We start from the raw sequence: 25,653 nt of genomic DNA, 5'->3' as shown, positions 1-25,653 counted from the left end.
GGTTCAACTTTAATCTAAATGGTCATTCCTTTATAGAAGCATCGTACATGGATTTCAACAGGCTGTTCTCTTCTTTGGTATCATTGCCTAACTGCCAAAACATAATTCCCCCTAATTTCTTTTTTATGGCGTATTCGGTTTTTAATCGAACCGAAACGGTATCATCATAACTTATAAAAATGCTGTCCTTGGCATTGTAGAGATAAGGCGCTTTGGCAATAGGGTCCCAATACCTGACATAGTTCTGATCAGATTCAAATTCATTTCTGATTTGTTGGTAGGCAGACCATCCAATATGGGCGCCTGAATTGGTTTGATAAAGACCATTACTCTTGGGAGGAACACCCTTCCATGCCCTTCCGTAAAAAGCGGAACCAATGACCAATTGTTCTGGCTTAACACCTTGTTCCAAACAATAGGAAACTATTTTTTCGGCTGATCTGGGACCATAATCCCGACCATCATTTCTTTTCTTTTTCCAATCCTCTAGAAATTCTGCCGCAGGGGTTCCCGCTATATCCTTCTCGTTGATGAATCCCAAGGGGGTATGATGACCTGTAAATGGGGAGTTGGAACCCACTTGATCATAGGTCATAATGTTCATGTAGTCCACATATTGCATCACTTTCTCCAATTCAATATTTTCATAATAGCGTTTCCAACCGGCCGAGGCAAAAGTTAGTGTCTGCTCTCTTTTAAGAGTATTCAACCCCTCACGAAGTTCTTTCATCAACAGGGTAAAGTTTTGTTTGTCCTCAGGTCTTGCTCCGGTTCCTGCTGCGGGAATGGCGGGATATTCCCAGTCCATATCCAAACCATCCAAGTCGTATTTTTTATTGAACGCAACCACGCTTTCGACAAACTTCTTTCGATTTTCAGGAGTGTGCGACATATCCGAAAAACCATCTGCGCCCCAACCTCCACAGGCAATCATAACCTTTAGGTTTGGGTGTTTTTTTCGTTGGGCCACAAGTTGATGCAGTTTTTCCTTGTTTTCTGCATGCCGAAACTGCATTTGGTTATCGATTACATTGGTGAACGAGAATATTATATGGGTCAACTGATGCAAGGGCAGTTTTTCTGGCTGATAATCCTTTTCCGGAACGTAATAGGCCATAACGGATATGTTAGGATTCTTTTGAGGGATAGCATTTTTAGGAATCATAAAAGCCGATGCCAACAAAAGAAGTATGGCTACGTAGGTGAAGTGTAAAGGTCTCATTGCTTGTATTTTATAGATAAAAAGTAACTATTAAAATACTTTTTCAAGAATGTTTTAGACCAAGGACAGCTTAACAAGTATGGACAACGGTAGGGAAATAAAAAAGGCCCACGTAAAACATGGGCCTTCTGATTTTTAAGATTTGATGTTTTTTACATCATACCGGGCATACCACCGCCGCCCATAGGAGGCATTGGAGGGGTATCCTCTTTAATATCTGTCAACGCACATTCTGTGGTCAAAATCATCCCTGCAACTGAAGCAGCATTTTCCAATGCAATACGAGTTACTTTCTTGGGATCGATGATTCCTGCTTGAAGCATATCTACATACTTGTCGGCCTTGGCATCGTATCCAAAATCCTTTTTGCCTTCAAGTACTTTTGAAATTACTACGGAACCTTCACCTCCTGCATTTTCAACAATAGTACGTAAAGGAGACTCAATGGCTTTGGCCACTATTTGGATTCCAGTGGTCTCATCCAGGGATTCCGTTGCTAGTTTTTCAAGTACTTTTTTGGCACGTACCAGGGCAACACCCCCACCAGCAACGATACCTTCCTCAACTGCTGCACGGGTAGCGTGTAGTGCGTCATCTACACGATCCTTTTTCTCTTTCATTTCCACTTCTGATGCGGCACCTACATAAAGTACGGCAACACCTCCGGCCAATTTGGCCAAACGCTCTTGAAGTTTTTCCTTGTCGTAATCAGAGGTTGTGGTTTCAATCTGTGATTTGATTTGGCTTACCCTTCCTTTGATGTCAGCAGCTTTTCCGGAACCGTTCACAATTGTAGTGTTGTCCTTATCGATGGTCACTGTTTCTGCAGTTCCCAACATATCCAAGGAAGCATTTTCCAAGGAGAATCCTCTTTCTTCAGAAATTACGGTACCTCCGGTTAGGATAGCAATGTCTTCCAACATAGCTTTTCTTCTATCTCCAAAACCTGGAGCCTTTACAGCGGCAATTTTAAGTCCACCTCTCAATTTGTTCACAACCAATGTGGCAAGGGCTTGCCCTTCAACATCCTCGGCAATGATCAATAGTGGTCTTCCGGATTGGGCAACTGGCTCAAGTATGGGTAGAATTTCCTGTAGATTGGAGATTTTTTTATCAAAAAGAAGAATATATGGATTCTCCAAATCGGCAATCATCTTATCTGTATCTGTTACAAAATATGGAGAAAGATAACCTCTGTCAAACTGCATTCCTTCAACAACATCTACATAGGTATCAGTACCTTTTGCTTCTTCTACGGTGATTACACCTTCTTTCCCTACTTTATCAAAAGCTGTAGCAATTAAATCTCCAATGGTTTCATCATTGTTTGATGAGATGGAAGCAACTTGCTTGATTTTATCAGAGTCGCTACCTACCTTTTTGGCTTGTTTTTCCAAATCTCCAACTAGGGCCTCAACTGCTTTGTCGATTCCTCTTTTTAGATCCATGGGGTTGGCTCCGGCGGCTACGTTCTTTAATCCTTCTTTAACGATGGCTTGGGCAAGAACGGTGGCAGTTGTAGTACCATCACCTGCTTGATCATTGGTTTTAGAGGCAACCTCTTTTACCATTTGTGCACCCATGTCTTCAAGGGCGTCTTCCAATTCAATTTCCTTGGCCACGGATACACCATCTTTGGTTACCTGTGGAGCACCGAAAGATTTGCTGATGATCACATTTCTTCCCTTAGGTCCCAAGGTTACTTTAACAGCCTCGGCCAATTTGTCTACACCTTTTTTTAGGCCGTCGCGTGCTTCTATATCAAACTTAATGTCTTTTGCCATTTTATTTAGTTGATTTTTTGATTAAACAATTGCTAAAATGTCACTTTCTCTCATGATCAAGAAATCTCCACCATCAAGCTTTAGCTCGGTACCTGCATATTTACCATAAAGTACCATGTCGCCAACCTTAACTGTCATAGGTTCGTCCTTGGTGCCTGGGCCAACAGCCACAATTTTTCCTTTTTGGGGTTTTTCCTTTGCTGTATCGGGAATAATGATTCCAGAAGCAGTTTTGGTCTCGGCTTGGGCCGGTTCTACAAGAACTCTGTCCGCCAATGGTTTGATGTTGATTTTAGCCATCTTATTATTTTTTAGGTATTTGATTTAAAAATTCGGGAAACTTTGGGCAGAAATTATGCCATTGCATAAAAACTGACATTATGGAAAACAAAAATGCCAGCTTGTCATTCAAGCTGGCATTTTTGTATGATTTGCCATTCTTCTTAGTTGATCGTGTCCGCTGGGTTTGTGGCAGGAGGAAGTTGTTCTGGCACTTCCTCAGGAACTGCTTCCGGGATTGTGGCCTCGGTATCATCTCCCTGCAACAACTTGGAATCTGCTTGGCTGTAACTTCCCTTTAGGGAAATGTTGGAAAGCAGGATCAGTACAATGAGTAGGGTAGCAAGTGTCCAGGTACTCTTATCCAAGAAATCCCCAGTCTTTTTTACTCCTCCTACGACCTGGTTGCCACCACCACCAAATGATGAGGACAATCCTCCACCTTTAGGATTTTGGACCATAATGACCAAAACCAATAAAAGGCAGACAATGATGATCAATATCAAAAAAATTGTAAACGTGCTCATTTTTAACTCATTCTTTTTCTTTCTGCAGCTTCTTCACCGCCCGAATTTGGTCTGCAAAGAAACCACTTTTTTCTGGATATTTCAAACTCAAAATTTTGAATGCTTGGATGGCTTTTTTGTACTTTTTTTGCTCCAGGTAAACCTTGGCCAACGTTTCGGTCATTAGCTCGGTTTTGTCAATTTTAGTGGACTCTTTAATGTTTACCTTTACCATGGAATCTTTGGGGACAATCTTAGGATTGTTTTCAATGAACTTGTCCAAAAGATCAAACCTCTGCTTCCTGTCCGATTTTGTGACTTCTTCCACGGGTTCCTCCTGTTCGGTCTTTGTGGAAGTCAGTTGTAGCCATTCTGTAAAAGAATGTCTTTCCTTTTTTGTGAAAGGAAGGGGTTTGCCCAACTCTAGGTCAGTATCAGTATCGGAAGGCTCATCTTGGTCATCTGTTTCTGTTACTTCTTTCTCTTCTTTTGATTTGAACAACGAAGGATTCAAAATTTGTTCTGCATCCTGAATATTTTGTGGCAGCGCTTCATTGGATTCAGCCTGAATGGTTTCAACTGAAGGACTTGGTTCAATCTCTTCCGAAACTGCACTTTGCTCCTCTAGTTTTGATCCGCGGCCAGCTATGGTATCGGCAATATTGTTCTGTACAAATTCTTGTGATGTGATGTAGTCAAAAAGAACATCCCTGTCGGCAGTGTGAGCGGCGGTCACTTTTAGAGCATTGTTGTATTTGTAGCTGTCCAAATTTTTAAGCCCTTTTAAATGCAGCGCCCTTGCCGCCTGAAAATAAGGGTATTCTTCAATAATGCCTTCCAGCTCCCTGGTCTGTTGTGGAGACAGGATGGTGTTTGATTTTTGAAGAATATGTAAAAAATCCGATACGTTCATTCCGCTACCAATTTCCTAAAGAGGCATTAAAAATGTCTTGTGTCAATCGTTCAAAAAGTTCTTCGTGGGCCTGAGCTTGCACTGATGTCAATGCTGCGGCGGCATCAAAGTCAAAGAAAAAGGAAAACCTGCGTTCAAAATCAGCATCGTCTTTGGTATTGTTATAGAACCTGACATTTACACTCATGGTAAGTCGGTTTTGAGCGGTTCGCTGATCTGCAGTGGCTGTCATAGGAATTACTTTGTATTCCACAATTTCACCTTCATAGAGTAAATCGCCATTGCTGCCTGTAAGGGAAAGACTGGTCAGGTTATTGATCATATCTTGCAGTGCCAGGGTAAAGTCCCGGTCCAATCCAGGAACAAAAGTGGATCCTGGTGTTTGATCTGCGTAATTCTGAAAAAAGTTAACCTGAAAGCTTTGGGCTGTACCAATGTCGGCGCCGGAAAAGTTATAGGCACCGCAACTATTTAAAAACAGGGCCACTCCCACTATTCCAATTTTCAAACTATTTTTTTTCATGAATCCAAGTTCCATTAAGCAGGTGGGATTAAAGATCATACTGTTTTATCTTTCGGTACAATGTTCGTTCCGAAATGCCAAGTTCTGCAGCTGCAGCCTTTCGTTTTCCACGGTTGCGTTCCAATGACTTTTTGATCAGTTCAATTTCCTTTTCCTGTAAAGATAAGGTTTCTTCCTCTTCGATTTCCTCGGCAAAATGGTAACGGTCTTCCTGGGACTGCACAGCAGGAACGGTTGTTTCCACGACGGGTTCTGGTAGGTGTAGAACCTCTGTCATACTGCTTTCTTCGGCAGGAATTTCTTCTTCTTTGTTCCCGTAGATCTTGCGGATCAAGGTCTCATTTTCTTCTTGGACTTTTTCAGAATTGTCGTGTTTCAATAATTCCAAAGTCAGTTTTTTGAGATCGTTGAGATCACCTTTCATATCGAAAAGTACCTTGTACAAGATTTCCCTTTCGTTACTGAAATCATTTTCCTTTTTGGTCTGACCGATAACGGCCGGAAGATTGGAATCCCCGGCATTGGGCAAGTAGCTATTGAGAGTGGTAGAAGAAATGCTCCTGTTTTCCTCCAAAACTGATATCTGCTCAGCAATATTACGCAGTTGTCTAATGTTTCCAGGCCAGCGGTATTTGAGCAATAACTGGACAGCATCATCTTCCAAGCGGATGGTGGGCATTTTGTATTTCTGGCCAAAATCCGAAGCAAATTTTCGAAACAACAAATGGATGTCTCCCTGACGATCACGTAGTGGAGGGATGCTGATTTCCACGGTACTCAATCTATAATACAGGTCTTCACGAAACTTCTCCTTTTTAATGGCCTCGAACATATTAATGTTGGTGGCGGCCACGATTCGGACATCTGTTTTCTGTACGTTTGATGACCCAACCTTTAAGAACTCGCCGTTTTCCAAAACCCGGAGAAGTCGCACTTGAGTGGTCAATGGCAGTTCTCCAACTTCATCAAGAAATATGGTACCCCCATCGGCCACTTCAAAATATCCACTACGGGTCTGTGTGGCACCTGTAAAAGCTCCTTTTTCGTGGCCAAACAATTCACTGTCAATTGTTCCTTCTGGAATGGCTCCGCAGTTAACGGCTATGTATTTGGCATGCTTTCGGTGGGAGAGGGAATGAATAATCTTGGGAATGGACTCCTTACCAACCCCACTTTCCCCAGTTACCAAAACCGAAATGTCCGTAGGAGCCACTTGTATGGCTTTTTCAATAGCGCGATTGAGCTTTATGTCGTTACCGATAAGCTCAAACCGTTGTTTTATGGATTGTACGTTTTCCATTGATCAGTTGTTCTTTGAATATTCAACAGCTTCACCGATCAATGTGGCCGAAGTACAGTCATTGATCTTCACATTTACAAAATCCCCAACCTTATAGTTTTCCTTAGGAAAAACCACAACGGTGTTCTGCGAATTGCGTCCCATCCAATGGGCATCAGATTTTTTTGAAGCTCCCTCGATCAAAACTTCCTCTGTCTTCCCAACATGTTGCTGGGTGCGTAACAAGCCATGTTTTTGTTGCAACTCGATAATCTCCTGTAATCGCCTCTTTTTGGTTTCCTCAGGGATATCGTCCTCCAGTTTTCTAGCTGCCATAGTGCCCGGCCTTTCGGAATAGGCAAACATAAAACCAAAGTCGTACTTCACATAGTCCATTAAACTCAAGGTGTCTTGATGGTCTTCCTCGGTCTCGGTTGGGAATCCAGCAATCATATCTTGACTAATGGCGCAATCTGGTAGTATTCTTCGGATGTTGTCAATGAGTTCAAAATACTCTTCCCGTGTATGCAGACGGTTCATGGCTTTGAGAACTCTATTGCTGCCGCTTTGTACGGGTAGATGGATATACTTGCATATATTTTCATATTTGGCCATGGACTCAATGACATCCAAAGTCATATCCTGGGGATTTGAAGTAGAAAAACGGATGCGCATCTTGGGTTGGGCCTGGGCAACCAATTCCAGTAGCTTTGCAAAATTCACTGAGGTGGCCTTTTGCATATCTGTGGCTTTTTCAAAATCCTTTTTCAATCCACCGCCGTACCAAAGGTAACTGTCCACATTTTGCCCCAGTAGGGTAACTTCCTTGAATCCTTTTTCCCATAAATCGTTTACTTCTGCCAAAATGGACTGTGGGTCACGACTACGTTCGCGACCTCTAGTAAACGGAACTACACAAAAAGTACACATGTTGTCGCATCCTCGGGTAATGGATACAAAAGCGGTTACTCCATTTGAGTTCAGCCGTACCGGAGCGACATCGCCATAGGTTTCATCTTTGGAAAGGATAACGTTGACCGCATTCCTACCTTCATCAACTTCCTGAATTAGATTGGGGAGGTCCTTGTAGGCATCTGGCCCAACTACCATATCCACAATCTTTTCTTCTTCCAGAAATTTGCTTTTTAGACGTTCTGCCATGCATCCCAACACCCCAACCTTCATTCCCGGGTTTGTCTTTTTTACCGCATTGAACTTCTCCAAACGTTTACGAACTGTCTGTTCCGCCTTTTCCCTAATGGAGCAGGTGTTTACCAGAACCAAATCGGCCTCTTCAAGTTTTTGGGTGGTGTTAAAACCTTCTTGAGATAGGATGGAGGCCACAATCTCACTATCGGAAAAGTTCATTTGACATCCGTAACTTTCTATATAAAGTTTTCGGGTGTTCGCTTCCTCTTTTTTTAATGTGAGTGTGGTCCCTTGTTTGGTTTCGTCTATTATTTTCTCTGTGCCCTGATCGTTCATCATTTACAATAAATGGGCTGCAAAGATAGTGCATATTCCATTTTAGTGACAATTTGGCAGTTAAATTTTAACCAAAAGGAAACGCAACTTTGTTTAACGATTTTTATCTAAAGGCTGTAATTGCATCAAAAAACTTAAACACCTATGAAAAAGAGCATCCTATTTATGTTTTCAATTTTATCACTAAGCTTTCTTGCTTGTGATGATTCTGATAATTTGCCTGCGGGAACCAACGAGTATCTTATTGCTACCCCGCTAACGACCGATCTATTGACTTTTAAAGAAGAGGCCATTGATGTTATTGAGCCTGTGGACATTGTTCAATCTGGAAAAATTTACGCGTATAAGAATTACATTTTCGTAAATGATGTTGGCAGGGGGCTGCATGTTTTGGACAATTCAAACCCAGCTTTGCCCGAGAAAATTGCTTTCATAAAGCTTGAAGGGAACAATGATATTTCCATTAAAAACGATAAGCTATATGCGGACAGCTATGGTGATCTGGTAATCATGGATATTTCGGACATCAATAATATTGGAGATGTCAAAAGATTGGAAAACGCCATTTATCAAGAATTCTGGTGTACCGTTGGCTTTGATGTTGAATGGCCTCAAGCTGATGCTTACGACTACAGTGATTTGGATGCCAATAGAGAAGCCATTGTTGGTTGGGAGACCAAAACGGTGAGAATGACTGAAAATGAGTTCAATGAAAAATATGGTTTTGCATACCTAGAAGATGGAGCTCTTGCCAATACCAATGCAGCTCCAACATCAGATACAGGCCAAGGAGGCTCTTTGGCTCGCTTTAGGATTGTTGGCGACTATTTGTACGCCGTTGAATGGTCAAGCATCAATGTTTTTGATATTTCTGATCTTGATGCTCCTGAAGTTTTGGATGAGGTCTACACTAGTTGGGGCATAGAAACTATTTTTAATCAGGGAGATTTATTGTTTTTGGGTGGTACACGGGGCATGTACATTTATGACATATCCGAACCTTCAAAACCTACATTCGTTTCTGACTTTGAGCACGGCACTGCTTGTGACCCTGTGGTGGTCGATGGCGATTATGCCTACGTAACCCTTAGGGGAGGCAACCTGTGTGGTGCTGTAGAGAGTGGATTGTATATTGTGGATATATCTGACATCAAAAATCCGGAACTTGCCATAGAGTATCCTATGGATGAACCCTACGGATTGGGAATAAAGGAAGAAAAGCTATTCATTTGTGATGGAGCTTCAGGTCTAAAAGTGTTTGACAAGACAGATGTTGAAAACCTGGTTGAGTTAAACCATTTTGAAGATATTGTTACGTATGATGTCATCCCAATGGAAAATCATTTGATCATGGTTGGAGATGGCGTGCTCTATCAATATGAGTATTTAGAAAATGAAATAAAACTTTTAAGCCAGATTGGTCTTAACTAAAAAAAGCCCCTTTAAAGGGGCTTTTTTGTTCAACTATTTTAACCAATTATTCAGTAGAAATAATTTTGATGTTACTCTCCGAAACCTGACCATTGATTTTGGAAACATAGCCCTGTAACAAACTGTTGAGCGCATTTATCTCGGCATCCAGTTCTTTGGTCACTTCTTCAAAAAACTCGAGCGATTGGTCCGTAGGAGGGTAATCTCCGCGTTGGGAATCTGCCATTAAAAAAGCTAGCCTGTTATTGATTCGTATTCCATAATTTAAAGGATCTTGTCGGCTTTGATTTTTAGTCATATGGATATTGTTTTCCACAACGTCCAATTTGGTCTGAAATTCGGAGATAAGATTTTGAATGGTTTCATTGTCCGAAGTCTTTTCCTTGAGATATTTTAAGTCCTTTTCAACAGATCTTATGTCTGAGATTGCCGTATTTGCCCTGCTCACTTGGTTACGAACCTTGATCAAAAAGTCAAACTGCTTTTGATAGTCTTCGTTTGTATTGGGCATCCTTGGATCTTTAACAATGGTAAATACTTGCTCAGAGGCAACCCCGTTGTAACGCATTCTAACACGATATTCCCCAGGTACAGCTTTAGGTCCAACATTAGGTGACGAGTACAGCACCATGCCCTTAAAAGCTTTAAAACCAGGATATCGCATATTCCATATTAAACGATTTCCTCCGGAGGCAACCTCTAACGGTTTTGGAGCGCCCGGGTCCAGTTTGTTCTCCTTTGCATTGTTCGAAAACTTTTGGATCAGTGTTCCGTCAGATTCAAGAATTTCAATACTTATCGAATCAGTTTCTTTGACATCTTTCACATAAAAATTGATGATTGCGCCATCAGGATGATTCTGACCCACAAGTTTTGGGTTGGGCTTTGACCATCCGCCAGATTGTTGCATGCGATAGGCGTTGTCTGGTTTATAGAGATGGAAATCATTGCTGGCCATTTCATCAGAAAGTTGATGCAAGGGGGTAAGGTCATCAATCATCCAAAAGCTACGTCCATGAGTGGCGGCAATGAGGTCATTGTCGCGTACGTGAAGATCACGAATTGAGGTAATGGGGAGGTTGAGCTGGAATGGAGACCAGCTTGCCCCATCATCAAAAGAAACATACATGCCCCATTCTGTACCGGCATATAGCAGTCCCTTTCTCGTTTTATCAGCACGTATGGCCCTCGTATAATGGTTACTTTTGATTCCCTTGGTTATCACCTTCCACGATTGTCCATAATCGCTGGTTTTATAGAGATATGGAGTGTAGTCCCCAAACTTATACGATGTTGCAGCTACGTAAACAGTGCCTTTATCAAAAGGGCTTGGATCTATGCAATTGATCATATTCAGTTTTGGACTCATGTTGGAAGGCGGGGTAACATTGTCCCAGGTATTGCCATTGTCCCGGGAAACATGGATCAGTCCATCGTCACTGCCCACCCAAATGACTCCCTCTTCCAAAGGAGATTCGTTGATTACAAACAGGTTGGAATAAAACTCGGCACCCGTATTGTCCTGCGTAATAAGACCTCCAGATGATTTTATGGTCTCAGGGAGTCCCCGTGTGAGGTCTGGTGAAATGGTCTTCCAGGTTTGACCTTCATTTGTGGTAACGTGCAAAAAGTTGGAACCGGCATAAAGCTTTTTGGAGTCATGGATACTGAATTTCACAGGGAAGTTCCAGTTGAAACGGTATTTCATTACTTCCGCTCCGGAACCGGCCGGGTTGTCTGGCCAAATATTCACAGATCTGGTTTGGTCCACGCTATGGTCTTTTCGCATCATGTAGCCTTTAAATGTACCTCCGTAAACAATATCATTATTATTGGGGTCTATTGCCAGATGGGCACTTTCTCCCCCTGCGGTAGGTTCCCAATGAGACTCAGAAATGGAAGCTCCGGATGTTCTATGGGCTATACGTACCGTACTGTTGTCCTGTTGTGCTCCATAAATTCGATATGGGAAAGAATTATCAGTGGTAACCCTATAAAATTGTGCGGTGGGTTGGTTGTGATAAGTTGTCCAATTTTCACCCCCATCATTTGAAACTTGAGCACCTCCATCATCCGCTATAACCATTCGTTGGTCGTTGTTAGGATCGATCCATAAGTCGTGGTGGTCACCATGCGGTGCGTTTTTCAATGTAAAGGTTTTTCCTCCATCGGTAGAAACCCCATAGCTAACATTCATTACAAATAGCTTGTCAACATTTTGAGTGTCTGCGTAAATGCGGGTATAGTACCACGCCCTTTGTCTTAGCGCTCTATTCTCATTGATTTTCTTCCAGGTTTTTCCAGCGTCATCAGATCTAAAAAGGCCTCCGTCCTCAGCTTCTATCAAGGCCCAAACCCTTTCTGAATCTAATGGGGAAACCGCGATGCCCACAATTCCCCACGGTCCATCCGGTAATCCAGCATAGCTGGAAATGTCCGTCCAGGTGTCGCCCCCATCAGTACTTTTGTACATCTTGCTATCCGGTCCGCCACTGTCCATCCGATAACCATTCCGTTTCATTTGCCAGGTAGATGCGTATAAGATTCTCGGATTGTTTGGGTCTAGAATTAAATCTCCTGCACCAGCTTTGTCGCTTTCGTACAGAATCTTTTCCCAGGTCTCACCACCATTTTTTGATCGATAGACACCACGTGTTTCATTGGGAATCCACAAGTTTCCAATAGCAGCTACATAGACTAAATCTGGATTGGTGGGATGAATTCGTATTCTCGCAATATGCTCGGATCCTTCAAGACCTATAAATTTCCAGGTTTCACCAGCGTCGGTACTTTTCCAGAGACCGTTTCCTGAGGATACATTTCCGCGAAGGGTCTGCTCTCCCTCTCCAATATATATAACATTTGGGTCAGATTCCGAAACTGCGATAGCACCAATGGATCCTCCAAAATAACCGTCAGAAATGCAACTCCAGCTATTGCCGGCATCGGTGGTTTTCCATACCCCGCCACCAGCGGTACCCATGTAATAAAGGTTGGGGTCGTGCAACACTCCAGTGGCTGTGCCTGCTCTTCCTCCCCTAAAAGGGCCAACAAGACGCCATTCCATTCCGTTGTATAATTTTTCTTGAAACGTTTCAGTTGTTTCCTTTTTGTTTTTTTTCCGTTGGGCGCTGGATTCAACGGTAACACAAATCATGGAAAGAGCAAGTAGAAGAAGTGTAATTTTTTTCATGTTGTTAGGTTAAAAATAGTCTTTAAAAGTAGCTATAAAATATTGTTGGCTAATGGATTGAAATTGTTTTTTTGGGAATATTTCATCCTGGATTTGAAGAGAATCTTAACCTTAATATTTCTTTGCTTGCAATCAAGAGATCGCTTCAAATCGAAAAATTGATATACTTTTGTTACCTCAAAACCCAGTGCATGCCAAAGAATTTAGTTATTGTTGAGTCCCCGGCAAAGGCAAAGACCATCGAACGATTTTTAGGAAATGAATATCAGGTTGAGTCCAGTTTTGGACATATTGTTGACCTTCCATCCAAAGAACTTGGTGTGGATGTGGACAATAATTTTAAGCCAAAATATACAGTCGATAAGGAAAAAAAGGCTTTGGTCAAAAAGCTGAAAGAGCTGGCCCAAAAAGCTGATACCATTTGGTTGGCCAGTGATGAGGACCGAGAAGGGGAGGCCATTTCATGGCATTTGGCCGAAGAGCTGAAACTTGATAAAAGCAAGACTAAGCGTATTGTTTTTAACTCCATTACAAAATCGGCCATACAAAAGGCAATTGAGAATCCTAGGGAGATCAACTATGATTTGGTGAACGCCCAACAGGCAAGAAGAGTTTTGGACAGGTTAGTGGGTTATGAACTCTCCCCTGTACTTTGGAAAAAAATAAAACCTGGACTTTCGGCAGGAAGGGTTCAGTCCGTTGCGGTCAGATTGATTGTTGAGAGGGAAAGGGAAATCGAAGGGTTTGATCCCCAAGCTTCCTTCAGGATAAAGGCAGAGTTCAAAACTGCAAACGGGAATACTTTTTCTGCAAAGCTGAACAAAACCTTTTCAACCAAAGAAAGCGCGGAGGTATTCATAAAACAAAACATTGGAGCAGACTTCTCTGTTGCAAGCCTGGATAAAAAACCAGCAAAAAAATCACCGGCACCTCCCTTTACAACATCAACTTTACAACAGGAGGCTTCAAGGAAACTATATTTTTCTGTGAGTAGAACAATGCAAGTGGCCCAACGGTTATATGAGGCTGGATTGATTACTTACATGAGAACGGATAGTGTAAACCTTTCCAATGAAGCATTAAATGCTGCCAAAGATGCCATTGTACAAAACTATGGCGAGTCTTATAGTAAGGTTAGGAACTATACAGGCAAAGCTAAAGGGGCTCAAGAAGCGCATGAGGCTATCAGGCCTACAGATATGAAATTGCAATCTCCATCTTTGGAAAGAGACCAGTCCAAACTCTATGAACTTATCTGGAAGCGGACATTGGCCTCTCAAATGAGTGATGCGGAGTTGGAGCGGACCAATGTAAAGATTAAGGCTTCCACGCATCAAGAGGAATTCGCTGCAAATGGCGAGGTGGTCAAGTTTGATGGATTCCTAAAGGTATATCTGGAAGGAACCGATGAAGAGGATGGAGCCGAAGAACAGGAAGGAATGCTTCCAGCCATGCAAATTGGGGAAGCATTGCACAATAACTACATCACGGCTACGGAACGTTTTACACGACCTCCTTATCGCTATACAGAAGCTTCGCTTGTAAAAAAATTGGAAGAACTGGGAATCGGAAGACCTTCTACTTACGCGCCAACTATTTCAACTATCCAAAACAGGGGTTATGTAGAAAAAGGCAGTGTTGAAGGAACGGAGCGTAAATACGTCCAGCTGATTTTGGAAAATGGCCAAATTCAGGAAAAGAAACTCTCCGAAATGGTGGGGTCGGATAAAGGAAAGTTGGTTCCGACCGATATTGGAATGATTGTCAATGATTTTTTGGTGAACCATTTCACCAAGATTCTGGATTACAATTTTACAGCCAAGGTCGAGGAAGACTTCGATGAAATTGCTGCTGGGGAAGAAGATTGGAAACAGATGATGAAAGACTTCTACCAAGATTTCCATCCCAATGTTCTTGAGGTTGAAGAAAACGCTGAACGAGCTAGTGGCGAACGTGTCTTGGGAGTAGATCCAAAATCCGGTAGACAGGTTGCGGCCAGATTGGGACGTTTTGGTCCAATGGTGCAAATAGGTACAGTGGACGAAGAGGAAAAACCTCTTTTTGCAAGTCTTTTGCCAGACCAATCCATTAATACAATTACGTTTGAAGAAGCGATGGACCTTTTTGAGCTACCTAGAAAGCTTGGAGTTTATGAAGGAGAAGAGATTGAGGCCAACGTTGGTAGATATGGTCCTTACGTAAGGTTTGGAAAAAAATTCATTTCACTGGCCCAAGGTGAAAGTGCTTTTGATGTGGATCTGGACAGGGCCATAGTCTTGATCAAGGAGAAACAAAAAGCAGATGCCCCGATTGCAACCTATGAAGGAAAAGAGGTGACCAAGGGAAAAGGAAGGTTTGGACCGTTCATTAAATGGGATGGAATGTTCATCAATGTGAACAAAAAATACGACTTCGATAATCTATCCCAATCTGATATAGGGGAACTTATTGAGGACAAAAAGAAAAAAGAGGCCGAGAAATTGGTGCAGGAATGGCCCGAAGAAAAAATTCGTATTGAAAAAGCCCGTTGGGGAAGACACAATATTATAAAGGGTAGGATTAAAGTAGAGCTATCCAAAGATATCGATGCTTCAAAAATCTCATTGGAAGAAGCCCAAGCACTTTTGGAAAAGAAAGCTCCCAAGAAAAAAACCAAGGCCAAGGCAAAAACTAAAAAATAACATGGCATTTGATTTTTTAGTTCCAGTCAAAGACAAAGTACTGGCATTTTCAGAGTTGTTGCCACCACAAGCATTGGGCAAGAACATCCACATGCATACCAAAAAAGATGGACTCCCAGTTTTTGCCAATGTCACTGTGGCCATTTTTGGGGTGTTGGAATCCAGGAACGCATTTGAGAAAAAACCGGAGAAATTAAATATTGATGAAATCCGAATTCAATTGTACCGGCTTATGATGGGCAATTGGAATTCTTCAATAATTGATCTTGGGGATGTGGAGGAAGGAGACACTGTAGAGGACACCTACTTTGTGGTCAAAGAAATTGCAGCAGGCTTACTTGAAGAAAATATTATACCTATTATAATAGGTGCCACCCAAGACATTACATTTCCAACCTATAGGGCTTTCGATAAAATCAGGGACATGGTAAATCTTGTGTCCATAGACAGCCGTTTTGATTTTGGCGAAGATGACGAGCTGATTTCTTCACACTCATACATGAGTAGGATCATAACCGATAAACCCAACAACCTTTTTAACTTCTCAAACATAGGATACCAAAGTTATTTTAATGCGCAGGAAGAGGTAGATCTTATGGAACGACTTTTCTTTGATGCCTATCGATTGGGAGATATCACCGCGAACATTGAGTTGGCCGAACCTGTTTTGCGGAGTTCCCATATTGTAAGTTTAGATCTCAGGGCCATTAGGGCAGGAGAAATGGGATTGTCACAAAACTTTTCACCAAACGGATTCACAGGAAGGGAAATTTGTGCAATAGCACGCTACGCTGGAATAAGCGACAAAGTTTCTCTGTTCGGAATTTATGAAGGGGAAAATTCGCCCCAGGCCTTTCAAATGATTGCACAGATTATTTGGTACTTCATAGAAGGATTAAGTTTTAGGATTAAGGAACACCCCAGTTCCAAGAGTGAGGATTTTACCAAGTTCACGGTTCCAACGGATACCGAGGAACTGGTATTTTACAAAAGCCATGTAACGGAACGTTGGTGGGTAGAAGTACCATCAATTTTACCTGAACATACTAAAACAAATTCACCCGCGTTATTACCTTGCACCGAAGGGGACTATTTGGATGCTTGCAACCAAAACATTCCCGAAAGGTGGTTCAAAGCTTACAGAAAAGGCTTTAACTGAACAAATTAAAATTTTGGGCATTAACTGTATTTGCACAATAAATTATTCAAAAAGCAGTTTTGAGAGTAATGAATTTGTGTTGTACAGTTTATAATCTTAAATCGAAAATTTAACCTAAAGTATGAGAAAGCTATTCTTTTCATCTATAGCACTTGTTTTTTTACTCACGAGTTGTGGGTCAAAATCAAGATCAAAAGGTGAACTGGTCGGGGCCCCTGGAAAAAAGTGGCATCCAGAAAAACCCTATGGAATGGAACTGATTCCCCGAGGCTCATTTGTAATGGGTAAAGCTGAGGAAGATCAGGCAAAAGTATCTAACGCTCCCACAAGAACGGTTACCGTGCGTTCCTTTTATATGGACGATACGGAAATCACTAATAGCGAGTATCGACAGTTTGTGGAATGGGTAAAGGATTCCATTGCCAGAACAAAACTGGCCATTTTGGCCGACGAACTGGGCCTTGGTCCAGAAGATGAAGGTATAGGGGAATATGCCTTTAAAGATACCGATACCACTAAGATATCTGTTTACGAAAAATATATGCTCGACAACTACGCCGGCTTGGGAGAGACTGGATATGAAGGAAGAGCATTGAACAAAGATGCAGACCTTGTTTGGGATACATCCGAATATCCGGATGAATACTATGCAGAAGTAATGGACTCCATTTATCTTCCTGAAGAAGAAAGCTATAATGGATTACGTTCCGTTGATGTTACCCAATTAAAGTACAAGTATAGTTGGATGGACATCGAATCTGCGGCAAGGGCAAGGACCGGAAGCAGAAAAGACTTCATAAAGCATGAAGAGTTGGAGATATATCCAGATACCACAGTATGGATTCGGGATTTTGAATACTCTTATAACGAACCCATGCACAATGACTATTTCTGGCATGATGCGTACAGTGAATATCCTGTTGTAGGGGTAAACTGGATGCAGGCCAAGGCATTCTGTAACTGGAGGACCAAATTTAAGAACGACGATCAAAAAAGTCGTGGAAGACAATTTGTGAACCAATTCAGGTTACCCACAGAAGCTGAATGGGAATATGCAGCAAGAGGTGGAATTGAAGGAGGTACATACCCATGGGGTGGTCCTTATGTGATCAGTGATACAGGTTGTTTTATGGCAAACTTTAAACCGCAAAGGGGAGATTATGCCGCAGATGCTGCACTGTACACTGTTGAGGCAAAATCCTTTGAGCCAAACGATTATAACCTGTATAACATGGCAGGTAATGTATCAGAATGGACAAGCTCCAGTTTTGATCAAGGAGCTTATGAATATCTGTCCACAATGAACCCAAATGTGGGATCTGGACAGAACAAAAGAAAAGTGATCCGCGGAGGATCTTGGAAAGACGTAGCATACTTCCTACAGGTAAGTACGCGTGACTATGAATACCAGGATTCTGCAAGAAGCTATATCGGTTTCAGAACAGTACAGGATTACATGGGAGAAGAGGACTCAACAAAGGGGCAAGGACTTCCGAACTAATTATTTATCATTGTAAAAGAAAAGAGAACATTATATAAATCACAAGTAACCAAATACTTATTTATATAACTTAATTAAAACTAGAATTATGGCACAGTCAAAATCAACAAAAAAGCTGTTTAACATGGCCTACGGGCTGGGAGCATCAGTAGTAATTATTGGTGCACTTTTTAAGATCCTTCACTGGGAATTCGGACCACTGACTGGTGGATTGCTTCTTGCTGTTGGACTTATTACTGAAGCATTGATCTTCGCTATCTCTGCATTTGAACCAGTAGATGATGAGTACGATTGGTCTTTGGTGTATCCTGAATTGGCTCACGGTCAATCTAAAGGAAACAAAAATGAGGCTAAGCAAGCTAAAGAAGCTGAAGGTCTTCTTTCCAGAAAATTGGATGATTTATTGAAAGAAGCGAATATCGATTCTGAACTTTTCACAAGTTTAGGAGATAGCATCAAGAATTTTGAAGGTGCTGCTAAAGGTATTGCTCCGACTACAGATGCTATCCAACACACTAAGAAGTATTCTGAAGAGTTGTCTCATGCTGCCGCTCAAATGGAGTCTTTGAACAGCTTGTACAAAGTACAATTGGAAAGCGCTAGCCGTCAAGCTTCCATCAATGAGGAAGTAGTACAGAACGCAGGTGCATTAAAAGAGCAAATGGAATCTTTGGCAACCAATCTTTCTTCTTTGAACGGAGTTTACGGAGGTATGCTATCCGCCATGAGTAAAAACTAATTAGGGGATTTGATTAATATACCAAACCCAAATCAAATTAATTATTAATTCTAATTAGATAAAACATGGCATCAGGAAAACAAACACCACGTCAGAAGATGATCAACCTCATGTATTTGATCTTCATCGCGATGTTGGCATTAAATATGAGCAAGGAGGTTCTTGCCGCATTCGGTTTGATGAATGCAAAGCTGGAAACTTCCAATGAGAAAGCTGAAGCAAACAACTTGGCCTATTTTGAAGGTCTGGAGACCAAAGCATCTGAAGATGCGATCAAGTATGGTCCCTTGTTTGAAAAAGCCCAGACTGTTCAAAAACTTTCCCTTGAGTACTATGAGTACTTGGAGGAATTGAAAAAAGGCATGCTTGCCGATCAGGAAGACCCAAACAACTATGTTGTTATGGATAAGTCTGACTATTTGGACAACCTATTTTTCCAAGGAGACAAGTTGAAGCCGGAAGGCGAGAAATTCTTGTCTACCCTTCAGAATTATAGAGAGCAGATTTTAGCTGCATTGCCAGAAAATATGTCAGAGATCAAAGGAGCAGTTCAAACTAGATTTGAAACTGGTGATGATAACGGAAAAGTGACCAGACTACGAGATAACATCAAAGTAGATTGGATGAACTACCATTTTGAAGGATATCCACTAGTTGCTTCCTTGACCAAGATTACACAATTGCAGGCAGATATCATGTCTACTGAGCAAGAAGTATTGAAAGGTCTTTTGGAAGGTAACCTTACAGAAGCAGTTTCTTTGAAAAACTTTGCGACTTCTTTGCATGCATCTAAGAGCGCGTTCTATACGGGTGAAAAATATGATGGTAAAATTATCATCAGTAAAACCGATAGATCTTCCAAGCCTGTGAAGGCAGAGCTTAAATTGGATGGTAGAAATCTTACTGAAGGAAAAGACTATCTATTGGAAGAAGGTGGTATCAAAATGTTGATCAGTGCTGGAACTGCTGGTGACCATACTATTGCAGGTACAATGTACTTTATGCAAGATGGTGAGGAAGTTCCTGTAGAAGTGAACAACACCTTTGCTACTATCACCAAGCCTAACGCTGCGGTTATTTCTGCAGATAAGATGAACGTTGTTTACCGTGGTGTGGCCAACCCAATGACCATTTCCATCCCTGGTATTCCTGATAATAAAGTTAACGCAAGAGCAGCTGGTTTATCCAGAAGAAGCGGTAGCAACTATATCATGAACCCTGGAACTGGAAGAACGGTTACCATTACTGCTTCAGGTACATTGCCAGATGGTCAAGCTATCTCTACCAAGTCTGAATTTAGGATCAAGGATATCCCAAGACCAGGTGGTACGGTAAGAGGTGAGGCAGGTAGCGTTAAAATGCCTAGAAGAAACCTTGAGATTTCTACAGTTGGCGCTATGTTGGAGGACTTTGATTTTGATTTGAACTTAGCCGTTGGCGGATTTAAGTTCAAGGTGCCAGGTCAACCAACGATCGTTGTAAAAGGTAACAAATTGAACAGCCAGGCCAAGTCTGCTCTTAAGAGAGCTAAAAGAGGTGATGCCGTTCAGATTTTTGATATCAACGCATATATCACCAACAATAGAAGCTACAAGTTGAAAAAGGTATCTCCTGTTGTAGTTGAGCTTACAAACTAATAAAGTATAGAAGTAAAATCATGAATTGGAAAAATGCATTTTTAATTGGAGCTTTAAGCTTATTGCCCGTATCAATGATGGCCCAGGCAAACATCTTGAATGCCAAGCTGCCGGATGATATAGGAAAAAAGACAGAAGCCCAAATAGAACAAGATAATGATGCTCCCCTAGAGTATGGTTATGTGGATGATAGGGACATCCTATGGTCCAAGACCGTATGGGAGACCATAGATCTTGATGAGCGTGTCAACTTCCCGCTGTATTACCCTACCGATACCATTGGTATTGGGGCTGACAGAAGGTCTTTGTACCATGTGTTGATGAAAAACATGAGAAATGGTAAACTGACCGAGGTATATACAGATTCGTACTTCACAGAAAAACGTACGTTGAACGATTTGGGCGCTACCTTGAGCAAAGTGGATACCACAGATTTAGGATACGAACAATTGAATGCCGGTGAACAGATTTCCCCTGAGTTTATCAACCAAAGGGATTTGAGCGCTGCGGATATTGAAGAGTATCGCATTAAAGGAATCTGGTATTTTGACAAGCGACAAGGTGAACTTAAATATCGTTTGTTGGGAATAGCCCCTGTTGCACCAGACGTAAACTTCATAGATGATGAATCTGTGGACCCAGGAGAGAACAAAGTAGAACTGTTCTGGGTATGGTATCCTGCTGCTAGACAAATACTGCACGATGCCAAGGTCTACAACCAGCGCAATTCCGCTAGACCTATATCTTATGATATGCTATTGAACGCAAGACGTTTTAATGGTGTAATCTATAAAGAGGATAACGTTCACGGAGACCGTGAAATAGACGATTATATTTTTGACAATGCTTTGTTCCAATTGTTGGAGGCCAAAAGAATTAAAGAGGTCATCCGCGATAGGGAACAGGACATGTGGGCATATTAATGAAACCCAACTTTGAAAGCGAATGGCGAATCAAAGTTGATGGTTGAATTATTCCGAACTTGTTTCGGAATCCACATAAAATAATTTTCCAATTCAATTCATATAACGCCGCACTCTAGTGCGGCGTTTTTTGTTTTAGGTGTCAGCCAGCCATAGTCTATTTTGGGCTTGGACCTTTCTAGATGTTCTTTCGGTTTCTTACTTGGTCATTCCTGCGAAGGCAGGAATCCATGGTCAAGACCAACCCTCTGCTAGATCGGACCAGTATGGGTTTTCTGCTTCAATGAGCCGTATTTTCCATTGGCGTTTCCATTTTTTTAGCTGTTTCTCTCTAAGAATGGCATTGTTTACATACTGATGAAACTCATAATAGACCAACCGGTGGAGACCATACCTTTGGGTAAAGCCTTTCAGCTTTCCACTTTTGTGTTCCCGGACCCGTCGTTGTAGGTTGTTGGTCATGCCTATGTATAAGGTCCCGTTCTTTTGGTTAGTAAGTATATAAACATAGTATTCGTGTATGTTATGGGGCATTCTTTGGTATAAAGTGGTTTCCTGCTTTCGCAGGAAAGACAAATTTTTGTTTTTTACTTTAAAGAAAAGGTGATAAAAAAGGGGACAAAGTCCCCTTTTAATCCTATGAATTGTATGTAAATTAATTATCCAGAGCAGGAGTGTATTCCCAAAAATCATTTCTGTCTTCATTTGCGAATTTGGTTTCGCCAAATGAAACATAAGCTTTGTTATTTAATGTAGTTGAAGATGCACCATAACGCGCAGCTCCAGGATATGATGTCTTTTGTGACCAAGAATTGGAATTAGGGTCATATTCAAACAAATCTGAGAAGTGTTTGGGTGTACCCGAATGAATTATACCTGTGCCCAAATACCCTTTTCCGTTAAGCGCGAATCCTATGGCGCCATATCTTTCTAATCCAATATCAAGTGACTGCATTTCAGACCATGAATCAAGATTTGGGTCGTACCGATGTATATCCTTATAATAGACATTGTCACTATTGTTATAGCCAGTCGCAATGTACCCAATACCGTCAATCACAAAACTTACTGGACGTATTCTCGGATTATTGCCAATAGTGTTTTTATCATTCCAACTATTTAAGTTTGTATCGAATTCTTGAAAATGTGCAGTATTAGTGCCACCAAATAAATAACCTTTTTGATTTACTGTAAAGGTTCTTCCGTTCAGACCTGGAGGAGTGGCTGGTGTAGCAACGACAACCCACGACTTAGTTAAAGGATTATACCTGTAGCAGTCATTTACTTTCTGTTGACCGTCATTTCCTGCTCCCACAAACCATTTGTTATCAATGGTAAAGGAAAATGGCCCGTATCTTTTTCCACCGGGAAAACTACCATTTTGTTCCGTCCACTCATCGGTCTCGGGATTGTATAGCCATATATCATCCAGTTCTGTATTTCCGTTAAATGAGAACCCTAAACCTGCTATAATAAATAATTTTCCATTTTCATCCTCCAAAGTTGCCATAACCCCATCTCTTCTTGCTTCTCCAGGAAAATCTGCGAGTTTTCTCCATGGCCCTACAGTAAATTCTTCTGTACTTTCCCCAGTCTGTTCCCCCACGGTTACGGTAATGGTGCCTGTTGTGGCCCCTTCGGGTACGGTCACCGTAAGTTGTGTGGAGTTGGCGCTGGTCACCTCAGCATCCACACCATTGAATTTGACGGTATTATTGGCGGGGTCGAGATCAAAGTTGGCTCCATTGATTACCACTTCGGCGCCCACATTTTCTTGGTCGGGGGCAAACCCGCTTATGGAAATTGTCGGTGGTACCAACACGGTAAAGTCCTCATTACTCTGGGTAGTCTCCCCATCTACGGTGACCGTGATAGGTCCGGTCTCAGCCCCATTGGGCACTTGAACAGTGAGCAAAGTGGCCGTTGCGGCACTTACATTGGCAGTGGTCCCATTAAACTTGACCAGATTATCGGCCATAGTGGTACTGAAGTTGATTCCGGAGACCTCCACTGTGGTACCAGGGGTTCCTTCGGTTGGATCAAAACTGGTAATGGTCGGTGCATTTGCAGAGGGTTCGTTAACGGTAAAGTCGTCACTGCTCTGGGTGGTCTCCCCATCTACGGTGACCGTGATAGGTCCGGTCTCGGCCCCATTGGGCACTTGAACAGTGAGCAAAGTGGCCGTTGCGGCACTTACATTGGCAGTGGTCCCATTAAACTTGACCAGATTATCGGCCATAGTGGTACTGAAGTTGGTTCCGGAGACCTCCACTGTGGTACCGGGGGTTCCCTCGGTTGGATCAAAACCGGTAATGGTCGGTGCATTGGCCGAGGGCTCGGTAACAGTGAACGTGCCTTCACTGGTGGCTTTTTCCCCGTCCACTTCCACACTGATCTTCCCTGTGGTGGCCCCGGAGGGGACCGTAACTTCCAGTTGCGTGGCCGAAGCAGTGTTCACAGTGGCCTTGGTCCCATTGAACTTCACAATGTTCCCGCTTGCTGTGGCGCTGAAATTGGAACCCTTAATGGTCACACCGGTGCCTACCGTTCCATTTGAAGGTGTAAAACTGGAAATTGTGGGTGGATTGGATTCCGGGACATCCGGTTTTTTGGTGTCATCCTTGCTGCAAAACACAAAAAGTAGCGTAACGAGGATGCACGAAGCATAAGTCAAAGCATGTTTTTTCATGATAAAAAAGTTTTGTGGACTCTAATAGTAAGGGACAAATGGATAATAATTGGGCGCAAGTTGATGGATGCCCTATTTGAGTTGATAGATGCCATTATGGATAGATCTAGGTTGGAGTGTTACTATGTGGTTTTTAATTGAACAAGCGTCCAAACCTCTGCCTTACCACCCTTTTAAACATTATGGTTTCATGACAAAATCCCGACCAAGATCACTACCTTAGCTGCATGTTGGATTATCTGGTAGTTGGCCTAGGCTTGGCCGGAATTTCTTTTTGCGAAACCCTTGAAAAAGAGGGTAAATCCTATATGGTAGTTTCGGATGATTCCCAACAATCTTCCCTAGTGGCGGGCGGTCTTTACAATCCTGTCATCCTCAAAAGGTTCACCATGGCCTGGAGAGCTGGGGAGCAAATGCAGAAAATAGCCCCATTCTACTCCGATCTTGAGGAGAAGCTAGCAGTAAAACTGGACCATAAGCTTCGCGTACTGCGCAAGTTCGCTTCCATTGAGGAGCAGAACATGTGGTTTGAGGCCGCTGATAAGCCTGGACTTGATCATTTTCTTTCAACAAAGATTCTGGAAAACAAAAATCCTGGTATTGAGGCACCTTTTGGTTTTGGAAAAGTGAAATACACTGGAAGGGTGGACACAGGAACCCTTCTTGTCGCTTATAAAGATTATTTAAGAAAAAAAGGAGTGTTGGAGCAAGAAACCTTTGATTTTAATCAATTTAAGGCCTTGTCAGACCATATTTCGTATAAAACCACACAAGCCAAGCAAATCGTTTTTTGCGAAGGTTACGGGCTTAAAAAGAACCCCTATTTCGATTACCTTCCACTAAATGGAACCAAGGGCGAGCTACTTGCCATTAAAGCTCCCAGCTATAAGGAAAATAGCGTGATCAAATCTTCAGTGTTTACTATTCCGATGGAGGATGATCTCTATTTGGTGGGAGCTACATATAAATGGAAAGACAAGACCAATATTCCTACCGAGGAAGCAAAAACAGAATTGCTCGAGAAGCTCAGAACTTTTCTTAAATGTGATTTTGAAATAGTGGACCATGTAGCTGGAATACGACCTACCGTAATCGACCGCAGGCCCTTGGTGGGTCAACATCCAGATCACAAAAACCTTTATGTACTAAACGGATTGGGCTCCAGGGGAGTGCTTTTGGCTCCGTATGTTTCCTCACAATTATACAATGCCATAGAGAAGGGCATGGAATTGAATCCAGAAATCAACATATCCAGATTTACCAAAAAGTACTACTCCAACTGACTTTTTACTACGGGAGGATCATATTTAATAAAAAAGTTGATCCAAATATTTCGGGATAACCTAATAATGACCGGCATAAAAACGATCAAGGTGGCTACAATGGCAATAAAGGTATTTACCAAGGATGTTCCAACAAAAAGGAAGGAAATAACAAACGCAGCAACTGCAAAGGCAATCCCCACGGCATAGCTCACGTACATTGAACCATAGAAAAAGGATGGTTCAATCTTGTATTTGGTACCACAGTTTGAACATCTTTCATGCATTTTAAACAATTGGGGAAGGGCATAGGGATTGGTGTTTACATACATGCTTTCCTCATGGCATTTAGGACAACTTCCTGTTAAAATGCTGTAGAGTTTGGTTCCTTTTTTTAACATTTGCAGCGATTTTGGCACAAAAATACGATTCAGCCAGGTTAGTTTT

Annotated in this window: 20 protein-coding genes; 8 read left to right on the top strand and 12 right to left on the bottom strand. The window is 42.0% G+C overall.

Annotation, left to right across the window (positions count from 1 at the left end; genetic code table 11):
* Nucleotides 1-22: 22 nt before the first annotated feature.
* The 8 genes from DX873_RS08100 to miaB form a co-directional block, all read right to left on the bottom strand.
* Complete coding sequence (locus DX873_RS08100) at nucleotides 23-1,222, bottom strand: glycoside hydrolase family 18 protein (protein WP_116183961.1); 1,200 nt, start codon at nucleotides 1,220-1,222, stop codon at nucleotides 23-25.
* A 152-nt stretch (nucleotides 1,223-1,374) separates the two neighbouring features.
* Nucleotides 1,375-3,006, bottom strand: coding sequence for a chaperonin GroEL (gene groL / locus DX873_RS08095; RefSeq protein ID WP_116183960.1), 1,632 nt, complete (start codon nucleotides 3,004-3,006; stop codon nucleotides 1,375-1,377).
* A gap of 21 nt (nucleotides 3,007-3,027) precedes the next feature.
* Entirely contained in the window at nucleotides 3,028-3,306 is a 279-nt protein-coding gene (locus tag DX873_RS08090) for a co-chaperone GroES (RefSeq protein WP_116183959.1), read from the bottom strand.
* Between the two features lie 143 nt (nucleotides 3,307-3,449).
* Complete coding sequence (gene secG, locus DX873_RS08085; protein WP_116183958.1) at nucleotides 3,450-3,812, bottom strand: preprotein translocase subunit SecG; 363 nt, start codon at nucleotides 3,810-3,812, stop codon at nucleotides 3,450-3,452.
* A gap of 7 nt (nucleotides 3,813-3,819) precedes the next feature.
* Nucleotides 3,820-4,704: a hypothetical protein gene (locus DX873_RS08080; RefSeq protein ID WP_116183957.1), complete on the bottom strand. Its 885-nt coding sequence runs from the start codon at nucleotides 4,702-4,704 to the stop codon at nucleotides 3,820-3,822.
* A gap of 4 nt (nucleotides 4,705-4,708) precedes the next feature.
* Nucleotides 4,709-5,227 carry an LptE family protein gene (locus DX873_RS08075; RefSeq protein ID WP_116184834.1) on the bottom strand — a complete coding sequence of 173 codons (519 nt, stop codon included), beginning with the start codon at nucleotides 5,225-5,227 and terminating at the stop codon, nucleotides 4,709-4,711.
* A 28-nt stretch (nucleotides 5,228-5,255) separates the two neighbouring features.
* Nucleotides 5,256-6,527 carry a sigma 54-interacting transcriptional regulator gene (locus DX873_RS08070; RefSeq protein ID WP_116183956.1) on the bottom strand — a complete coding sequence of 424 codons (1,272 nt, stop codon included), beginning with the start codon at nucleotides 6,525-6,527 and terminating at the stop codon, nucleotides 5,256-5,258.
* Nucleotides 6,528-6,530: 3 nt separating this feature from the next.
* On the bottom strand, nucleotides 6,531-7,991 hold the full coding sequence (gene miaB / locus DX873_RS08065; RefSeq protein WP_417935340.1) for a tRNA (N6-isopentenyl adenosine(37)-C2)-methylthiotransferase MiaB: 1,461 nt from the start codon (nucleotides 7,989-7,991) through the stop codon (nucleotides 6,531-6,533).
* A gap of 144 nt (nucleotides 7,992-8,135) precedes the next feature.
* Between miaB and DX873_RS08060 the strand changes: the two genes are divergently transcribed.
* Nucleotides 8,136-9,422, top strand: coding sequence for an LVIVD repeat-containing protein (locus DX873_RS08060; RefSeq protein ID WP_116183954.1), 1,287 nt, complete (start codon nucleotides 8,136-8,138; stop codon nucleotides 9,420-9,422).
* Nucleotides 9,423-9,468: 46 nt separating this feature from the next.
* Here the strand turns inward: DX873_RS08060 and DX873_RS08055 are convergent, their stop codons facing one another.
* Entirely contained in the window at nucleotides 9,469-12,615 is a 3,147-nt protein-coding gene (locus tag DX873_RS08055; RefSeq protein WP_116183953.1) for a WD40/YVTN/BNR-like repeat-containing protein, read from the bottom strand.
* A 191-nt stretch (nucleotides 12,616-12,806) separates the two neighbouring features.
* On the opposite strand from DX873_RS08055, the gene topA reads away from it, so the two are divergent.
* The 6 genes from topA (at nucleotide 12,807) to porN (ending at nucleotide 21,255) form a co-directional block, all read left to right on the top strand.
* Nucleotides 12,807-15,296: a type I DNA topoisomerase gene (gene topA / locus DX873_RS08050; RefSeq protein WP_116183952.1), complete on the top strand. Its 2,490-nt coding sequence runs from the start codon at nucleotides 12,807-12,809 to the stop codon at nucleotides 15,294-15,296.
* A 1-nt stretch (nucleotide 15,297) separates the two neighbouring features.
* Nucleotides 15,298-16,455: a formimidoylglutamase gene (locus DX873_RS08045; RefSeq protein ID WP_116183951.1), complete on the top strand. Its 1,158-nt coding sequence runs from the start codon at nucleotides 15,298-15,300 to the stop codon at nucleotides 16,453-16,455.
* Nucleotides 16,456-16,576: 121 nt separating this feature from the next.
* The gene (gene porK, locus DX873_RS08040; RefSeq protein WP_116183950.1) at nucleotides 16,577-17,956 is read left to right on the top strand and encodes a T9SS ring complex lipoprotein PorK/GldK; all 1,380 of its coding nucleotides are present in this window, start codon (nucleotides 16,577-16,579) and stop codon (nucleotides 17,954-17,956) included.
* 88 nt (nucleotides 17,957-18,044) lie between these two features.
* Nucleotides 18,045-18,695: a type IX secretion system motor protein PorL/GldL gene (gene porL, locus DX873_RS08035; protein ID WP_116183949.1), complete on the top strand. Its 651-nt coding sequence runs from the start codon at nucleotides 18,045-18,047 to the stop codon at nucleotides 18,693-18,695.
* 65 nt (nucleotides 18,696-18,760) lie between these two features.
* Nucleotides 18,761-20,332, top strand: coding sequence for a type IX secretion system motor protein PorM/GldM (porM, locus tag DX873_RS08030; RefSeq protein WP_116183948.1), 1,572 nt, complete (start codon nucleotides 18,761-18,763; stop codon nucleotides 20,330-20,332).
* Between the two features lie 20 nt (nucleotides 20,333-20,352).
* Nucleotides 20,353-21,255, top strand: a complete 903-nt coding sequence (gene porN / locus DX873_RS08025; protein ID WP_116183947.1) for a type IX secretion system ring subunit PorN/GldN — start codon at nucleotides 20,353-20,355, stop codon at nucleotides 21,253-21,255.
* A 234-nt stretch (nucleotides 21,256-21,489) separates the two neighbouring features.
* Here porN and DX873_RS08020 read toward each other — a convergent pair whose 3' ends face one another.
* Nucleotides 21,490-21,789 (bottom strand): GIY-YIG nuclease family protein, encoded by a 300-nt coding sequence (locus tag DX873_RS08020; RefSeq protein WP_116184833.1) that lies wholly within the window; start codon nucleotides 21,787-21,789, stop codon nucleotides 21,490-21,492.
* A gap of 121 nt (nucleotides 21,790-21,910) precedes the next feature.
* Nucleotides 21,911-23,944 (bottom strand): IPT/TIG domain-containing protein, encoded by a 2,034-nt coding sequence (locus DX873_RS08015; RefSeq protein WP_116183946.1) that lies wholly within the window; start codon nucleotides 23,942-23,944, stop codon nucleotides 21,911-21,913.
* A gap of 227 nt (nucleotides 23,945-24,171) precedes the next feature.
* Between DX873_RS08015 and DX873_RS08010 the strand changes: the two genes are divergently transcribed.
* Entirely contained in the window at nucleotides 24,172-25,227 is a 1,056-nt protein-coding gene (locus DX873_RS08010) for an NAD(P)/FAD-dependent oxidoreductase (RefSeq protein ID WP_116183945.1), read from the top strand.
* On the opposite strand, the gene DX873_RS08005 is transcribed toward DX873_RS08010, so the two are convergent.
* A complete protein-coding gene (locus DX873_RS08005) occupies nucleotides 25,215-25,607 on the bottom strand; it encodes a DUF983 domain-containing protein (RefSeq protein WP_116183944.1) in 393 nt (130 codons plus the stop codon). The genes DX873_RS08010 and DX873_RS08005 overlap by 13 nt on opposite strands.
* Between the last annotated feature and the right edge of the window lie 46 nt (nucleotides 25,608-25,653).

This window comes from Flagellimonas nanhaiensis (assembly GCF_003382275.1).
In the GTDB taxonomy this organism is placed as follows: Bacteria; Bacteroidota; Bacteroidia; order Flavobacteriales; family Flavobacteriaceae; genus Flagellimonas; species Flagellimonas nanhaiensis.
The sequence above is the reverse complement of the archived record's forward strand: the minus strand, read 5'-3'. Positions and strand labels throughout refer to the sequence as shown.

Coding starts and splice junctions, on each gene's coding strand:
- DX873_RS08100 (WP_116183961.1), bottom strand. CDS start 1,222: ATGAGACCTTTACACTTCACCTACGTAGCCATACTTCTTTTGTTGGCA.
- groL (WP_116183960.1), bottom strand. CDS start 3,006: ATGGCAAAAGACATTAAGTTTGATATAGAAGCACGCGACGGCCTAAAA.
- DX873_RS08090 (WP_116183959.1), bottom strand. CDS start 3,306: ATGGCTAAAATCAACATCAAACCATTGGCGGACAGAGTTCTTGTAGAA.
- secG (WP_116183958.1), bottom strand. CDS start 3,812: ATGAGCACGTTTACAATTTTTTTGATATTGATCATCATTGTCTGCCTT.
- DX873_RS08080 (WP_116183957.1), bottom strand. CDS start 4,704: ATGAACGTATCGGATTTTTTACATATTCTTCAAAAATCAAACACCATC.
- DX873_RS08075 (WP_116184834.1), bottom strand. CDS start 5,227: ATGAAAAAAAATAGTTTGAAAATTGGAATAGTGGGAGTGGCCCTGTTT.
- DX873_RS08070 (WP_116183956.1), bottom strand. CDS start 6,527: ATGGAAAACGTACAATCCATAAAACAACGGTTTGAGCTTATCGGTAAC.
- miaB (WP_417935340.1), bottom strand. CDS start 7,991: ATGAACGATCAGGGCACAGAGAAAATAATAGACGAAACCAAACAAGGG.
- DX873_RS08060 (WP_116183954.1), top strand. CDS start 8,136: ATGAAAAAGAGCATCCTATTTATGTTTTCAATTTTATCACTAAGCTTT.
- DX873_RS08055 (WP_116183953.1), bottom strand. CDS start 12,615: ATGAAAAAAATTACACTTCTTCTACTTGCTCTTTCCATGATTTGTGTT.
- topA (WP_116183952.1), top strand. CDS start 12,807: ATGCCAAAGAATTTAGTTATTGTTGAGTCCCCGGCAAAGGCAAAGACC.
- DX873_RS08045 (WP_116183951.1), top strand. CDS start 15,298: ATGGCATTTGATTTTTTAGTTCCAGTCAAAGACAAAGTACTGGCATTT.
- porK (WP_116183950.1), top strand. CDS start 16,577: ATGAGAAAGCTATTCTTTTCATCTATAGCACTTGTTTTTTTACTCACG.
- porL (WP_116183949.1), top strand. CDS start 18,045: ATGGCACAGTCAAAATCAACAAAAAAGCTGTTTAACATGGCCTACGGG.
- porM (WP_116183948.1), top strand. CDS start 18,761: ATGGCATCAGGAAAACAAACACCACGTCAGAAGATGATCAACCTCATG.
- porN (WP_116183947.1), top strand. CDS start 20,353: ATGAATTGGAAAAATGCATTTTTAATTGGAGCTTTAAGCTTATTGCCC.
- DX873_RS08020 (WP_116184833.1), bottom strand. CDS start 21,789: ATGCCCCATAACATACACGAATACTATGTTTATATACTTACTAACCAA.
- DX873_RS08015 (WP_116183946.1), bottom strand. CDS start 23,944: ATGAAAAAACATGCTTTGACTTATGCTTCGTGCATCCTCGTTACGCTA.
- DX873_RS08010 (WP_116183945.1), top strand. CDS start 24,172: ATGTTGGATTATCTGGTAGTTGGCCTAGGCTTGGCCGGAATTTCTTTT.
- DX873_RS08005 (WP_116183944.1), bottom strand. CDS start 25,607: ATGTTAAAAAAAGGAACCAAACTCTACAGCATTTTAACAGGAAGTTGT.